Source organism: Pseudomonas sp. PKS (assembly GCF_051913525.1).
Classification (GTDB): domain Bacteria; phylum Pseudomonadota; class Gammaproteobacteria; order Pseudomonadales; family Pseudomonadaceae; genus Aquipseudomonas; species Aquipseudomonas guariconensis_D.
The window spans coordinates 289,305-303,399 of sequence record NZ_JBEGDO010000001.1; the positions used below are offsets into that span (position 1 = coordinate 289,305).

The 14,095-nt window shown below is 55.5% G+C and carries 11 protein-coding genes; 4 read left to right on the forward strand and 7 right to left on the reverse strand.

Features of this window, described 5'->3' with window-relative positions; genetic code table 11:
• Positions 1–22 precede the first annotated feature (22 nt).
• Both ABOA88_RS01415 and ABOA88_RS01420 read right to left on the reverse strand, forming a co-directional pair.
• Positions 23–1,090 carry a UvrD-helicase domain-containing protein gene (locus tag ABOA88_RS01415; RefSeq protein ID WP_367850819.1) on the reverse strand — a complete coding sequence of 356 codons (1,068 nt, stop codon included), beginning with the start codon at positions 1,088–1,090 and terminating at the stop codon, positions 23–25.
• Positions 1,083–2,687 (reverse strand): ATP-dependent nuclease, encoded by a 1,605-nt coding sequence (locus tag ABOA88_RS01420; protein WP_367850820.1) that lies wholly within the window; start codon positions 2,685–2,687, stop codon positions 1,083–1,085. Before ABOA88_RS01420 ends, ABOA88_RS01415 begins: the two co-directional genes overlap by 8 nt.
• Before the next feature lie 147 nt (positions 2,688–2,834).
• On the opposite strand from ABOA88_RS01420, the gene ABOA88_RS01425 reads away from it, so the two are divergent.
• Positions 2,835–3,629: an HNH endonuclease gene (locus tag ABOA88_RS01425; protein ID WP_367850821.1), complete on the forward strand. Its 795-nt coding sequence runs from the start codon at positions 2,835–2,837 to the stop codon at positions 3,627–3,629.
• A gap of 49 nt (positions 3,630–3,678) precedes the next feature.
• Here ABOA88_RS01425 and ABOA88_RS01430 read toward each other — a convergent pair whose 3' ends face one another.
• Both ABOA88_RS01430 and ABOA88_RS01435 read right to left on the reverse strand, forming a co-directional pair.
• Positions 3,679–4,110, reverse strand: a complete 432-nt coding sequence (locus ABOA88_RS01430; protein WP_367850822.1) for a hypothetical protein — start codon at positions 4,108–4,110, stop codon at positions 3,679–3,681.
• Between the two features lie 4 nt (positions 4,111–4,114).
• Entirely contained in the window at positions 4,115–8,458 is a 4,344-nt protein-coding gene (locus ABOA88_RS01435) for an NACHT domain-containing protein (RefSeq protein WP_367850823.1), read from the reverse strand.
• A 553-nt stretch (positions 8,459–9,011) separates the two neighbouring features.
• Between ABOA88_RS01435 and ABOA88_RS01440 the strand changes: the two genes are divergently transcribed.
• On the forward strand, positions 9,012–9,422 hold the full coding sequence (locus ABOA88_RS01440; protein ID WP_367850824.1) for a helix-turn-helix domain-containing protein: 411 nt from the start codon (positions 9,012–9,014) through the stop codon (positions 9,420–9,422).
• Positions 9,423–9,540: 118 nt separating this feature from the next.
• Here the strand turns inward: ABOA88_RS01440 and ABOA88_RS01445 are convergent, their stop codons facing one another.
• From ABOA88_RS01445 to ABOA88_RS01455, 3 genes are all read right to left on the reverse strand, one after another.
• Positions 9,541–9,750, reverse strand: a complete 210-nt coding sequence (locus ABOA88_RS01445; protein ID WP_138217796.1) for a hypothetical protein — start codon at positions 9,748–9,750, stop codon at positions 9,541–9,543.
• 88 nt (positions 9,751–9,838) lie between these two features.
• Complete coding sequence (locus ABOA88_RS01450) at positions 9,839–10,054, reverse strand: KTSC domain-containing protein (RefSeq protein ID WP_348635193.1); 216 nt, start codon at positions 10,052–10,054, stop codon at positions 9,839–9,841.
• A gap of 74 nt (positions 10,055–10,128) precedes the next feature.
• Complete coding sequence (locus ABOA88_RS01455) at positions 10,129–12,198, reverse strand: hybrid sensor histidine kinase/response regulator (RefSeq protein WP_367850825.1); 2,070 nt, start codon at positions 12,196–12,198, stop codon at positions 10,129–10,131.
• A 319-nt stretch (positions 12,199–12,517) separates the two neighbouring features.
• On the opposite strand from ABOA88_RS01455, the gene ABOA88_RS01460 reads away from it, so the two are divergent.
• Both ABOA88_RS01460 and ABOA88_RS01465 read left to right on the forward strand, forming a co-directional pair.
• Positions 12,518–13,519, forward strand: a complete 1,002-nt coding sequence (locus ABOA88_RS01460; RefSeq protein WP_367850826.1) for a metallophosphoesterase — start codon at positions 12,518–12,520, stop codon at positions 13,517–13,519.
• Between the two features lie 21 nt (positions 13,520–13,540).
• On the forward strand, positions 13,541–13,660 hold the full coding sequence (locus tag ABOA88_RS01465; protein ID WP_162911999.1) for a type II toxin-antitoxin system Phd/YefM family antitoxin: 120 nt from the start codon (positions 13,541–13,543) through the stop codon (positions 13,658–13,660).
• Positions 13,661–14,095 lie beyond the last annotated feature (435 nt).

Sequence of the window (14,095 nt, forward strand, 5' to 3'; positions counted from 1 at the left end):
TTCCATTTGTCTCTCGAAATAGTCAGGGTTCCCAGACCGGCAGAGTCGACTTGCCCGGCTTATCGATCACGATCGCCAGGCTCTGTTTTGCACGCGTTGCTGCTACGTAGAACGCGGCCGCAGACATAGCTTCAAGGCAGGTCTCCTTCTGGATGAAAGCTGCGATGGGCCCTGTAGGCACGACTAGCACACGCTCGAACGTAGCGCCTTTAGAGACCTTGAAATTCATGAAGTCGAGGGTGAACTCCTTCCCCGATGCCACTGTGGCACGAAGGCATTGCGGCCGGTACCGCTCTACGTATTGGTCAACGTGCTTCGAGTGCACCAGGAAAACACCGTCATGGACAGAGACCTCGTGGTTCTCCGAGGTGGTGCCGGGAAAACCCCAAGACTCATCAAAAATGGTGTCAGAGAACGTTGCGATCTCCGTCCGACACCGATAGGTGACCGTCGCGTAGTTGATACTCAACAGCCCACCCTGCTCTCGCTCCTGAAACCATTCGAGAGCGCCGGCATAGCCATACTGCTTATTCTTCTGCCCCCTCGGGTTGGTCGACAGGACGGCCTGGCGTACATCACCAACCATGCGAACGTCGATTCGGGACTGCAGCAGATCATGGATGATCTCCCAGTCGTACCCACTCAGATCCTGAACCTCGTCGATCAGAATTTCGTCGTAGAGGTGCTCTAGGCGACGAACCAGCGCAGGTGTTTCTGCCATTAGTTCGCGCGCCAGGCGGCCGAGCTCGCAGCCGTAGACCTGGTTGCTTGCGTCCATGAACCTTTGCTTGCCCTTGGCGAACCTGTAAGGGCGTCCTTCGAAATTGAAGCCCCCTACCCGTTCACCGGGGAATTTCACCGGCAGGAACGGCTTTGCAAAGTGGCGAAGCAAAAACGTGTACCAACCCAACACCTCGATGTTGTGGAGATCACCAGCCTGTGCTCGAAGCCGGTGGGAAAGTTCTTGCTGATTTGTCTGTGTAAAGGTGGCAACAAGGACGCGGCGGTCACTGGGTAGTCCTTTGCAGTGATCTACGAGGCCTTGTGTTTTTCTCCCGCCGGCGACCGCGAGTGTCAGATGGTTAGGCATTGTGAATGAACTCCGCCGCGGCCTTCATGTAAGGAGGTGGGCTGAGGGCTTCGTCAGACACAGCAATCCGAATCGCCCCTTCCGTTTTCTCGCGTGTCATCCACGTCAGCAAGTCGGCTGAATCTTTGATGCCCAACGTCTTCCGTAACTGAGGTTCACCGTTGGCGGTGATGAGTTGCGGCTCGAGCGTCTTGCCGTGGACAACGTCGCCGATGAACAGATCTCTGCGCTTCGCTTCCAGCCACTTCTTAACTGGTTCACGCAGCTCTTTTGGCTCAATGCCATCGTTGTCTCGCATGACGGCGACCGGCTTGTTGATGGCAGCACAGAGTTCTAAGCACCGAGCCAGGGCCAACCCGCGCATGCTGATGACATCAACACCATGGGCCATTGGGCGGGCCCCGTAGAGATCCTGATAGACACGTTCGAAAATGATCTCATCGGATGGCCCCTCAACCAGGACAACTCTTCTCGCCAGTACGAGGCGGAGGGTGTCGTAGCCCGGGAGCTTTTGAAAATAGCTCACCGTTGTTGGATCGAGCTCCGTGATCTTGGCCGCGCTGTTGCGGTGGAGTAGTAGCAACGCGTTAAGGCCGAGCCGGTTCAAAACGTAAGTGCTGTGGGTAGAGATGAAGAGCTGCTGCTCCTCTGTCGCCAAGTCCTCAATACGATCGAGCAGAGTCGTGAGACTGGTGTGTGAGAGGTGGTTTTCAGGCTCCTCGATCATCACGATTTTCACGCTTGAAGAATGCCGTTTCATCGCGAGGGAGATCTTGATTGCGGCTTGCTGCCCCTGACCAGCCATCGCGAATGGAAGGCCATCGACGTGGGGCGTGACTACGCTATCCCAGGCTGTTCGAGAGGTCTGATCCATAGCCAGCGCCATAGGCTCAGACTGTAGAGCAGCGCCCAGTCCCGCAAGCCGCTTGTTCACCGGCGCCAGCGCCCCTTCAGTCATGGATGCTTTGACGCCTCGATAGTCCAGCGAGATTTGCGCCTTCTCGGCTGACTCCAGGTGATCACTCAGAATTTGCCGAAGATGGTAATCGACCCCGGCAGCGGACTTGACCGTCCGAGAATCGATCGTGGCCACCGAGAGCGCCCGTGGGCGCCGAGTGAGCTCGTTGTCAGCAAACGACCGCCATTCGTAGGTGTAATACTCAACGGGCAGCAGGTGTGAAGGTTCCTTGAGCCACTGATCCAGCTCGTCCTGATATTCCTCGTTCGGGTAAATGGAGAGGAATACCCCCGGGCACACGTTGGTAGGCACGTCCGCATTCACCGCGCCGAGTAGCATCTGCAAATCAGCTACATCTTGCAGATAAAGCTCAATCAGGATCTCCGGAAGCTTAGGCGTCTTCCCTGCTTTCCGAAGTGCGAGAAACTCAGCCACCATTTCAGTGTTGAACCAGTGTGGATTCAGTTCTTCGAGGATCCCCCGTCCACCTATACGGCCGTTCAGCGCCAGCGAAATGGCCTCCATCAATGTGGACTTCCCGGCGTCATTGTCACCGACCAGGATGTTTACGCCCGGATTGGGCTTGAGCTCGAAATCTTTGTAGATGCGGTACCCACGGATACGGATTTTTGTGATCACAGTCGACGTTCCTTGGCGAAGTGCTTTTGCATGGCGCTTTGATGGCCATGTGGCCTGATGCTATAAGCGAAGCGCTAACGTTGTCGACTCCGTCACGTTCCGCACGTCCCTCACCACCCTTTCGGTTCTCCACGCCAGGATCTGCGTATGACCACTCCGTACTACCCAAACCGCAAAGCGTTCATCCTATCCTTGGGAGCGACATGCAGAAATTGGAATTGGAGCTGGTCGTTTGTGAATCACCAAGAGCACAAGATCATTTTTGGCGCATGGGATATCCACATAAGTGGCGGTCGTACACTGATCCTCAGCGAGGATTGGGAAATCGAGAATGGGCGTCGTAACCATGGTTATCCGCAGAGCGTGGAGCATCTCAGGCTGGTTGGAGAGGAAGGATACGAACTCTATACGTTCAAGATTACACACTCAGATGAGCGCCAGGATGAGGACGGTGCGGGGCCTGCAAAGATCAAAGACTTTGAGCGCTCCATCCTTCGTAAGTGGCTACTGAAGCAGGATGGCGAGTGGTTTGCGTGCGACGAGCCACCGATGCCAGCACTCCCTGAAGAGGTCGGTAAGCCCGAACTGTACCTAGAGGGCGCCGTCCGCGAGGTAAAGGTTAATGCATATGAGCGCAGCGCTCAGGCTCGGGCAGCATGTATCGATCACTACAAAGCGGTTTGCTATGCGTGCAAATTTGACTTCGGACTGGTTTATGGCGAGGTTGCCGAAGGGCTCATCCATGTCCACCACATCGTTCCCCTTAGTACGATCGGCGCAGAGTACAAGCTTGATCCTATAAAGGATCTGATCCCGCTGTGCCCGAACTGCCATGCGGTGGTGCATCGTGGCTCCGAGGTCATGAGCATTGAAAAGCTCAAAGAGCACCTAGCCGAAGCAATGCGGCGCTCTACCCTAAAAGCCCAACCTCATGGTTTGTAACGCGGTTTTCGGAATGTAACGTTGTCGATGTTACATTCCAGAAACTACGTTACAAATCCGGGCCTGTGGGCTCGTCATCAGGTGGCTGCAGCAATAGATGCGAAAGTTCAGTCGGAACGGCCGCATCACGATGCGCCTGAAGATGAGTCATCTCCCTCCCCCATTCCTCCACGAATTTTTCCAAATCATCGAAATACGGGCCCGCGGCAACTCGGGTAGACCCAATGCTGGCTTGGACAAATCGCTCCCGCCAAGGCATCGGGATCGTGTGCTCGTCAACGACCAAGCGACCTGAGGATCGAGGAGATTTAGTGACCAGGTCGAGGAGATGTTTGCAGGATAAGGACACGTCGCAAAGGTCGCACTCGACCAGATCCAGCTCCTGAAGGACAGCTACAGCTTTAGGGTCGCCAGGGCGGAGATCGGAGAGAGCCCAAAGCAGCCGTCTGAATCGACGCTCGCCTTCAATGAGATCGCCCAAGGTTTTACCCCTCCTCACTCAGGCCGGCTTCCACCTGGTTGGCCTTGATGGCTTTAGCTGCTGCCTGTCCTCCTCGCTTGGTAAGGTCGATGCCGATGACCTTTATGTCCTCTGCGCCAGGATATCTAGAGGCGATACTCAACCAGTGTTCCTGCAAGGCTGATACCAAGCCGTCAAACCCGACTCGATCACCCTTTGGGGTCTCCCATCTGGTTTGATCATCTCGGCTGACAAGCAAAAAGATTCCACAGCTCGACCTGTCATCGCGAAGGTAATCCCCGCATAGCTGATTCTCAAGTCGCTCGAAATGCTGCGGCCCGCTCCAGTTCTGCGAGAGCTTCAGTTCGACCGGTACGGGGGCATCGAACTGGGTGTTCAGGAACCTGTAGTCAGGTCGCTTGTCGTCCGCAAGCTGCTCCTCCTGGACTACGCTGTAGCGGCCTGCAGCGCGCTCTCTACACCAGTCACCAATGTATTTGCGAACCGAGGTTTCTTGACTTGAAGGCAACAGAAGCTCTGCCCAGCTTGAGTCACTCTCTTCCAGCAAGTGCTTCAAATCCAGTAAGCGATCGATCGCTAGGTTCCAAAGCTCTCTGTGCGTGGACGGAGTGCATTCCAGGGAGTCATGGAAATCGATGACCTTCTCCGGAGGCCAAGGCGCTGTCTGCGAGTCTGCCGTGGCTTTCTGCTGAGCGTAAAATGCACTCCAGGGGCGAAGGCTCTCTGTAGGATGTGCGCGGGCAATTTCTTCCAAGGCCAGGAACGCTTCTTTCCCGGGTGTTTCTTGGATGAAGGCTAGTAGTCCATCTCGAGCATACTGTGCATCGTCCCTGAGGCCAGGCGAATAGACGCCTGTCCCTTCGCGACGAATATCATCTGCGATACGAACGTGCTCGTTAACCAGTAGATAGAGCGCCTTTGCATGCTCCACCGTCTTGTAATTCTGCCTGCAGCGGCGCGCATTGTGACTACCAACGATAGCGATCAGGCAGAGCATGGCAAATTGCGCCTTTGCATCCTCTGACGTCAGGGATTGGATACGCGTGGCCAGTGCTGGGATGCCCTTAGCTGGTTCTGATCCAATCCACATAGCATACCAAGATGGTGCGATATCCAGATCGCTCTCTGCCATAGCACGCTCGCAGGCAAGCACAGCGAGTGCCTGATCACTGACCGAAGATTCCACTACGACGCTTAATCCGAGTTGAAGGGATTCCAGCGTTTTCACAGGTTGGGAAAGACGGGCCAGGAGCGGATTTGACAGCGCTTCATACATCCATTCGCCACCGTAACGCAGCCTACGTAGGACATGATTGCCACCCGAGTCCGAGCATGGATGACCCAGCTCGTAACAGATTTCACGTGCTACGATGTCTAGAAGCGGTTCCGGCCAGTGCTCGAAAAGCTTAGGTAGCCACTCTGGGAAGCCATTCAGTTCAAGCAGGGCATATCGAACGGCATACTCTGCATCCCTACAAGACATTTGGAGGAAACTGGACGACTCCTCCCTGGCTTCGATAGCAAGCCCCGTCAACCCCAGAATCACCTGGTAAGGAGTGATATTCGCCGGGGCACCTTCGGATGGGAGCTGCGGGCAATAGCCCCTCCAGAATTTGATTACACCCTCGCGAAACGCTTGAGCGACCGGCATTCCGAACTCTGGAGCGAGTGACTGCCAGTTGCCGTTGCTCCATGTGCTTGAGGATGACCTACCATCACGCATCTGCTCCAGGAGATAAGCTTGACGGCGAGTCATCACGCCCGCCTCGGGGCTGTTAATCAACTCTACATCTGCAGCAAGCCCTTCACGCCACTCGCGACGTCGATTCGCTTCCTCATCCTCTCGCTGGGCCGCTTCTTCTTTCCACTGGGCTTGCTGTATCTCCCATACCTCGACCTGTCGCGCCGGAGGATTCAACATGAGCTCCAGCTTGTTGCTTAACTCGGCGTCACATTCAGTGGCCTTCCGAAGCAGAATCTCCCAATCAGCCGGCCTACCATGCTGCTTAAAGATTTCAACGGCCATACTCATCGCCATGTGGCGATCTTGAAAGTCAGCGAGGCTAACAATCTGGTCGCAGGCGAGACTGAAATTCTCCCTGTTCAACGTCCAAAATGGCCGGAAGCCGATCAGTTGCCAGACGTTGATTACGGCTTCGTTGCGATGCATGCGCCCCTTCCGGGCAACCTCAACGTCATACCAGAAGAGTTTGTAGTCCAGTTCAGGCCAAGTGGGCACGGTTGCTCTGAGGTTCTCGCCTAGCTCTCGAATATCCCTCTCATCGTAGACATGGGCTAGAGCGAGCTTGCTCAAGATGCCTAGGGCGGCTGCATCGAGGGCAAAGGGATCTCGCTCATGGATCAGTCGGAGCACACATTGACCAGCAATTTCGGCAAGCCAGATGTACCTTTTCGAGATGGTAATGAACCCGTGATCTTTGGTAGGCGGCTTGGCCAAGAGCTCTCCTAGCCCTTGGATGAAGGTAGGGAGAAGCTCCAGTGGTAAGTCTGCAACGAAGGATGAAAGGTTCAACGCAAGGCTGTCCCTACCGCTGTATCGTTCCTTCTTAGCGGCACGTCCGATCGCTTCTAGCAGCCAACAAAGTGAGCCGTGGTTCGGCGGCAAGTTATCTACGAGCTCTGCCAACCATTCCCGGTTGACTTCCTTGTCACCGACCAACAACCCTTGGCGCACTTCTGCGACGTCCTGGGGAGTACCCAAATCGATCACGGCGCGGATGGCGGCTATGCGCGTGTGTTTGTGTATTGCGGTGAGGGCAAATTGCTTGGCTTCTGCAAGTGCTCCTATGACCTCCCCTTGCCAAACCATTCGCAGAAGGAACCAGGTGATATCGTCGTTGGAACTGTAGAGCGCCAGCAAGTCTTTGATGTCTTCAGTGAGATCGTGGTGCGCGAATCGCTGCACCGCTGAGTAGTCAGTCATCGACCAGCTATGCGCCGGCTGCGCCAACTGCTCGCAGGCTTTACGCAGTACGTTCCGGCGAGTAGTTAATGGGAGCTGGCCTGGATCACCACCCTCGAAGAATACCTCTGGAGCAACCTCCTCCAGCCGTGCGCAAATGCGATTATCCAATAGCGCCAGCCAAGGCAAGACTGGACGCAGCGAGGGGTTGATTACCTGCAGTCCGTATTGGGTGCGGAAGAACAGATTCTCGATCTTGACGCGAGAGGCTGCATCTCGAATTAGCTCGTGAAGCCATTCCGCTGTTAGGTATTCACGGACAGTGCGATGGTGAAAGCGAACCGTTCCATAAATGCCCGGCTCGAAAATCGGGCGGGTCAACAGAGCACCAGCGTCTGCGTCATTCCAGTCCTTAAGGATAGATCGAACTGGAATACCCTTTTTGTTGGCGTCGCCATCGGGGACGCGGACGGCAGAAATCTGTCCAAATGTAGTCGCGGCAGCTATGAGACGGACGCCTTCGCGAAGCTTCTCTGGTGCGATAGGCTTGATCTCGGCGCGATTTTGGTCTCGCTCTTCCAGGCGACGATCGATACTGCTTTTCATCAGCTCCAGGCGCGAGCCTATACGATGGTGTGTCTGCCAATAATCGACGAGTTCCAAGAAGTCCAAGGGGCGAGTCGTCAGTGACCATGCATCCCTACGCTCAAGTTCAGCTTGAAATGCTTTGCCATCTTCGACGCCAGTGGCGGCTAACAACTGCTCGACTTGTTTCCCATGAATGTCGTCGAGAGTCACTACGAGGAACGACACACCTGACTTCGATTTTGTTGATACCGTGTGCGCTGAGTCGGCAAGCACATCAGACTCAGAAGTAGGTGCTTGCTGGGCTATGGGCTCAAAGGCAAAGCTCTGCTCACAGATCACTAGATCCGTCCTGGCACGCCACGCTGTGCTCCGCCCGGTGATTAGTATGTGCGCCAGGGCCCCTAAGCGTTGAGTCAAACGGCCAATCTTACGGATTGCGCGCTCGAAATCCCTCGGATCTTTCAACCGAGCTTCGTCCACTGAATCCATGAACAGCCAACCTTCGGTGCCCGAATCTAACCAGCTTTCGAACTCATCGAACCCACCTTCCTCGATTGCGTCTTCCAAATCCGTGGAGACGTTCTCGATCCGTAGAAAGAAGGCCACCTTCCCTTCGCTGCGGAGCTGACGAGTGACATTCCGGATTTCAGCGGTTTTGCCTGATCCGGCCTCGGACAGCAGTATGACTCGGCGGTGCTGAAGCAGGTCTGGCCAGCGAAGGTCTCCGCTCCTGCTATGGCGACCACTCAAATCAATATCGTCGGACGCATCAGAGTCGAAGGGGATTTTGGAGAAAGTACGATCAAGGTCGATGAAGGTGTTCGAGTGTCCGTTCATAGGTGGATCTCAAGCAGGTCAGATGCAGTCCCGAGCTGGGCTGCAGAGGCTCTGCCATCCTACCTGAAACGCATCTTTCATCGGAGTCATGTCCCTTAAGGCAATCCAGTTGCCCTAAAGCGCCAGCTTGTTTGACGCAAGGATGGCAGCACGAAACCTATGCCCTGTGATGGAGCCCCGGTACTTAGTCGATCAGTCCTAGTTCCGAGTCGGAGACAGGCCCCCGAGCGCTTCGAGTTGGTAATCGGTGACTGTCTGAAATGCGTGCTCAGCCTCGATACGAAGACGCTCCACCTCAGCCTCAGGCTTCCCATCCGCTTTCGCTTGATCGTATCGCTTCATGGCCTCTATGGCTTGCTGATAGAGAGGGTCATCAGGGAGGGCTGGTTGCTGATTTTTTCGCTGCATATTCTTAATCTCAAATTGCTTCTGCGCTGCGAACAGGCGGTGCGGTGTTGCCTCTAGATGCGAGTGATCATTTTCCACCCATGATAGGCTAAAGGCAGGATACGTAGCCCCCTATCAAAATGGCCAAAAACGCAGAGAACGAAGCATGACGCTCAAAGCCTCCTTCGCCAACGTGCTTCGTGCACTGCGCAGCAAGCGTAATATCACACAGCGGGACTTTGCTGACACGACCAGCCGCACCTACCTATCAAAGCTTGAATTAGGGAAATCAAGCATCACTCTGGACAAGCTTGAACAGATCAGCAGTCGGCTCGAGCTGAGCCCGTTGACGCTTCTCACGCTGACACTAAGCGAGGACACTGGAAGGTCAGCATCGGACTTGATGTCAAAAATGCGAGCCGAGCTTGATGAGCTTCAGCATGATGGTGGCTTGCTTGGACTGAGCATCAAGCTGGAAGATTCAAGCACAATTCAATTGCCTGGTCGCCGCCATTCCCGCGCAGTTAAACCCGGGGAGCAGACTTCAGTGCAGACCGAGTTGGCCTTCACGTACTAACAGGCTCAGACAACGTGAATGCTATCGTTGGGGTGTTTGCTGTTACCAAGCAGGCCGTAGTCAGCATGACGTATCAACCAGCGTGGCCAAAGAGCTTGGCCGACCTTCACCGCTGACGTTAGTGCACCTGCCGGCGTAAAGTGCCGGCTTTGTGCAGCTGAAAGTCGATCACGGTCTGATACAGATGATCAGCTTCAAGGCGAAGGCGCTCAATTTCTGCTGCAGGCCGCGCTTGAGCCTGTGCTTCGTTGTAGGCCCGAATTGCTTCTAGCGCTTCCCTTAGCAATGGTTCGCCTGCTTCCGCCATTCCCAGAAGTGTTCTCTTCATTTTTGGAAGCTCAAGGTCACTATCACCTCCACTATTGCAAACGCTGTCGCGGGGAAACCCTAGACGATGGGCAACAGTTGGCTGACGATCAGCACTGATAACGGTCGCGGATCACCCGATCATAATAAGCTCCCACAGATCCGGCACTCATCAACCCTCGATGAACCTCCGGAGGCACGCCGCAGAAGTCATAGGTGCGACCTTGCTTGAATGCGATCTTCATTCTGCGGGTGTCTGGATCGTAGCCTACAGCTGTGATAGCTGACGATCGAACGGGTACCATTTGCATGACTTCCACTCCCATGTGCGGTCATTTTGGGTGAGGTTGATCGTAGTCGACCCCTCACCTTTGCAGGCACTCTATACAGCAGTAGGCCCTTAGCCGTCCCTAAGCAAGGCATTAACGTGCAGCGTCAATGCTTCGAGTGCGAATGGTTTGGTCAGGACAGCCGTTTTGAGCTCCAGCTGAGCGTTGTCCAGGACATGCGGCTGCGCGTACCCAGTCATGAACAAGACAGGCAGCCCAGGCCTGGTACCACGGCCAGTATCGGCCATCTGCCTGCCGTCGATTCCACCGGGGAGGCCAATGTCTGTCACAAGTAGATCGATGCGGGTATCCGAGCGGAGCAATTGAAGGCCGGCAAGACTGTCAGCCGCCTCAATCACGATGTACCCGCAGCCACCCAAGGCCTCACTCACGAACATGCGGACGGAGGGCTCGTCATCTACAACCAGTATTGTCTCTCCTGACGAAATCACTGGCGACTCATTCGATGGCTCGGAGCGAGCTGAAGCAGCGGCCTCAGCTTCATGACTGGGTAGCTGAAGGTACACCCGGGTTCCGTTGCCCTCCTCTGACTCGATCCTGACCTGGCCTCCTGATTGTTTGGCGAAGCCGTAAATCATGGACAGGCCAAGCCCAGTGCCTGCCCCGACAGGTTTTGTCGTGAAGAACGGTTCAAATGCTCGAGTAAGCGTCTCTGGACTCATGCCGACACCGTCGTCGGAAACACAAATCGTGAAGTAGGTTCCGGGTGCAAGCTCCGGATCCAGTTCTGTGCCAAGCGCCAGCTCCTCGTTATACGTTTTGATTGAGATAGAACCTCCACCTTCCAAGGCATCACGAGCATTGATGCACAGGTTCAGCAGCGAGTTCTCCACCTGGGCCGGATCGACCAGACAGGTACTCGAAATTGCATTAAGTTCCACCTTGAGCTGGGCTTTTGGCCCCACTGTCCGGCTAATCAGCTCCTCCATATCTCTGATGAGGGTGTTCACATCGATGTGAACGGGCATCAACGTCTGGCGACGAGAGAAAGCCAAGAGCCGATGAGTCAGGGATGCAGCTCTTTGGGCCGCCCCGTGGGCCACCGTCAGGTACCGTTCGACATCGGAGACACGCCCCTGCTTCAATCGAAGCTTGATTAGATCCAGGCTTCCGGTGATGCCTGCCAGTAAATTGTTGAAGTCATGAGCGATACCCCCGGTCAACTGCCCGACTGCTTCCATCTTCTGCGATTGCCGGAGCGCTGCCTGGGCTGCCTCTCGCTCGGCCACGGCTTCTTCGACTCTCGCTTCTAAGGTGCGATTGAGCTCTAAAAGCTCCGACTCGGCATTTCTTCGCGCGGTAACATCGATGGATGAGCCAATGAGCCCCATTACCCTGCCGTGCTCATCGCAAAGAGGAGCTTTGATCGAAAGCCAGTAGGTAGCAGTGCCATCCGGCATGTCGACACGCTCTTCAATTTGCACGGCCTTCCCGCCATGCATCACGCGTTGATCAGTTTCCATGATTTGGCGTGCCTGAGACTTGTCTTCCAGAACTTCCAAATCGGTTTTGCCTAGATAGAACTCTGGTGGCTTGCCTATGAGCTGGGTAGCTCCATGGTTGGCAACAAGGAGCCGGCCTTCCAAGTCTTTGGCGTAGACGACTCCAGGCACTGCAGCAGTAAAAGTCCTGAGTAACACTGACATCCTGTCGCGCTCCGCTTCGGCAGAGCGGCGTGACTCGATGTCCATGAGGATCCCAGGGAAGCGTACAGCTGTGCCTTCAGTGTTGAGCTCAGCGCGCCCATTTGCCTCGATCCACCGATAGCTACCATCTTCTTGCCGTACCCTGTACTCACACCGATATGCTCCACCACGATTCATCGCTTCCTGGATGTCGGCGGAGACACGATCACGGTCATCAGGGTGAATGGAGGAGAACGCCTGTTCGATCGGAATGCCGGCCATGCACCTGTCCGCCGGCAGCCCGAATGATCGGGAAAAGCGCTCATCGGCAGTTACTCGGTTTTCGGGAATGTCCCACACCCATGTTCCGATGATGGCGCCAGCATCGAGTGCCAGCTGAAGGCGCTCAGAAGCGGTCGTCGGAAACGCTTGTTCATGATTGGGTGATGCCGGAGCATCAAAGGTACCTGAAGTCCCAGGGCCTTCGCGATCCATAAATTGCCTCTTCTCCTACGCATGAGCGACTAGCCACTGGATGCGATACTAGAGCGTGATGATTGAGCCTGGGCGAGTCAGACTCTCGGCCTGACCTTAGATTCCCTACAAATTTCTCTAAGTAAAGCCAAATCACCGCTCTCCATAATGATCCCTTTTGGGAACATTAACCCATAAAAACGGCCTTAATGTCCCAATTTGGGATCATTACGGGAGGCGTTGCTGATGAGGCAGCTTTCCTCGACGTATGCGTTTGATAAGCGGAAAATAGGTGGGCTATCGACATGCCGGCAACGGCACCGGAGACGTACCCTGCCCCATGAATTTTAAGGTTCTCCAGCTTCCAAAAAATCCCCACGGTCGAGACTTTGTAGTCGGAGACATCCACTTCAAAACTACAGATCTTCACCGCGGGCTGCGCGCGTTGGGCTTCGATAAGGCTAAGGATCGGCTGATCGCTGTAGGGGATGTCATCGACCGCGGGCCTGGTGTGTTGGATGGGCTAAAGCTGCTCGGCGAGCCCTGGTTCTTCAGTGTCCAGGGTAACCACGAGCGAATGCTAATCGACGCATATGAAGCCAATCCCGAGGCTCGCTATTCTGCGCATGGCGCGGGCTGGTGGATGACGATCGCTGATGAGTCAAAAGCGATGATCATCGAGAAACTTCGGAGTCTTCCGGTCGCGATCGAGGTTGCGTCGAATCGGGGCGTCGTCGGCGTTGTGCACGCAGATGTGCCGGCGGGCATGGCCTGGCCGACCTTCCTGGAGCAACTCGACAATCCCGCGATGGAGGAGATCGCCCTATGGGGACGAGATCGGATCGTTAAGCACCATCGTGAAGGCGTCCCGGGAGTGTGGCGAGTCTGTACCGGGCATACCTGGATCCCGCGGCCTTTGAGGTTAGGCAATGTGCTGGCGCTGGATGTCACCGGTGGTGCCAATGGCTCGCTGGCCATCTACAGCATCCAAGAAGACAAAATCTTCATTGATGGTGTTGCTACGTCCGTCGACCAGGCGGAGACCTTGAGCGAGCAGCTTCAGGAGCTTGAGCGGCGTGCCGGGGCTCTCAAGACTGCGGTGAACAGTAACAAGCTCATCGAGACACAGGTTTTGGCTGCGGAGCTGGAGTCAGTTGTGAAGCTGGTCAATTCGATGTGGCAAGACGTTCGCGAAGGTGTTGAGGAGCAGCAACGGCTGGTAAACGCGCTGCATGGGCTGAGCCTTGCCACTGGCGAGCGTCGGGGCGCCAAGCTCGACGAGCTATGCGCCAGGTATGAGAACACCCAGGTCGAAGGACTTCTTCGACGTTTGTTAGGTTAAGAGGGTGTTATGGAACACGTGATGAGCATCAGCCAGGCGCGTCGACGTTTTCGTCGAGTGCTCAAGCTCGCAGAGAAAGGTCATACGTTCATTTTGACCCGATGTGGTAAGCCAGTATGTCGGTTGGAGCTCGACGAGTAGGCATACAGGGCTGTCTAGGGCGTGCCCGGTGGGTCGGCTCTCGTGAACCAAGCCGGCCGCTTCGCTTTCGTCTTGGCCCTCCGGGCTTCGATCCTCACGCCTTGCGCGCTCCGCTTGCTAGCGGTACCTGATCAATATGCAGGCAGAGAAGTTTCGGAGGGGATTCATTGGTGAAAAATGACGAGAAGGCTGGCGTGATGTGCGACCGATGCGGCGAGTCCACGCGGGTAGATCGCGGTGATCATCAGTTCGGATCTCTGAGCGCCAGCTGGGGCGCTAGTTCACAGTGCGGCTCATTCAGGATCTGCCCTGCTGCACGCGCGGGCTCGACCCCGCACTCTACTGTGTCCTGAACGCGGCTCCAAACATAGCCCTCAGTCGTTCAATGATTCCAGGTTGTCCAGAGTGACGGGCTGCCTCGAGTTTCTGGATCTT

Bases quoted from the DNA above. Each gene is read 5' to 3' on its own strand.
- ABOA88_RS01415 (WP_367850819.1), bottom strand. From the start codon at position 1,090: ATGCCTAACCATCTGACACTCGCGGTCGCCGGCGGGAGAAAAACACAA.
- ABOA88_RS01425 (WP_367850821.1), top strand. From the start codon at position 2,835: ATGACCACTCCGTACTACCCAAACCGCAAAGCGTTCATCCTATCCTTG.
- ABOA88_RS01435 (WP_367850823.1), bottom strand. From the start codon at position 8,458: ATGAACGGACACTCGAACACCTTCATCGACCTTGATCGTACTTTCTCC.
- ABOA88_RS01440 (WP_367850824.1), top strand. From the start codon at position 9,012: ATGACGCTCAAAGCCTCCTTCGCCAACGTGCTTCGTGCACTGCGCAGC.
- ABOA88_RS01445 (WP_138217796.1), bottom strand. From the start codon at position 9,750: ATGAAGAGAACACTTCTGGGAATGGCGGAAGCAGGCGAACCATTGCTA.
- ABOA88_RS01450 (WP_348635193.1), bottom strand. From the start codon at position 10,054: ATGGGAGTGGAAGTCATGCAAATGGTACCCGTTCGATCGTCAGCTATC.
- ABOA88_RS01455 (WP_367850825.1), bottom strand. From the start codon at position 12,198: ATGGATCGCGAAGGCCCTGGGACTTCAGGTACCTTTGATGCTCCGGCA.
- ABOA88_RS01460 (WP_367850826.1), top strand. From the start codon at position 12,518: ATGAATTTTAAGGTTCTCCAGCTTCCAAAAAATCCCCACGGTCGAGAC.
- ABOA88_RS01465 (WP_162911999.1), top strand. From the start codon at position 13,541: ATGAGCATCAGCCAGGCGCGTCGACGTTTTCGTCGAGTGCTCAAGCTC.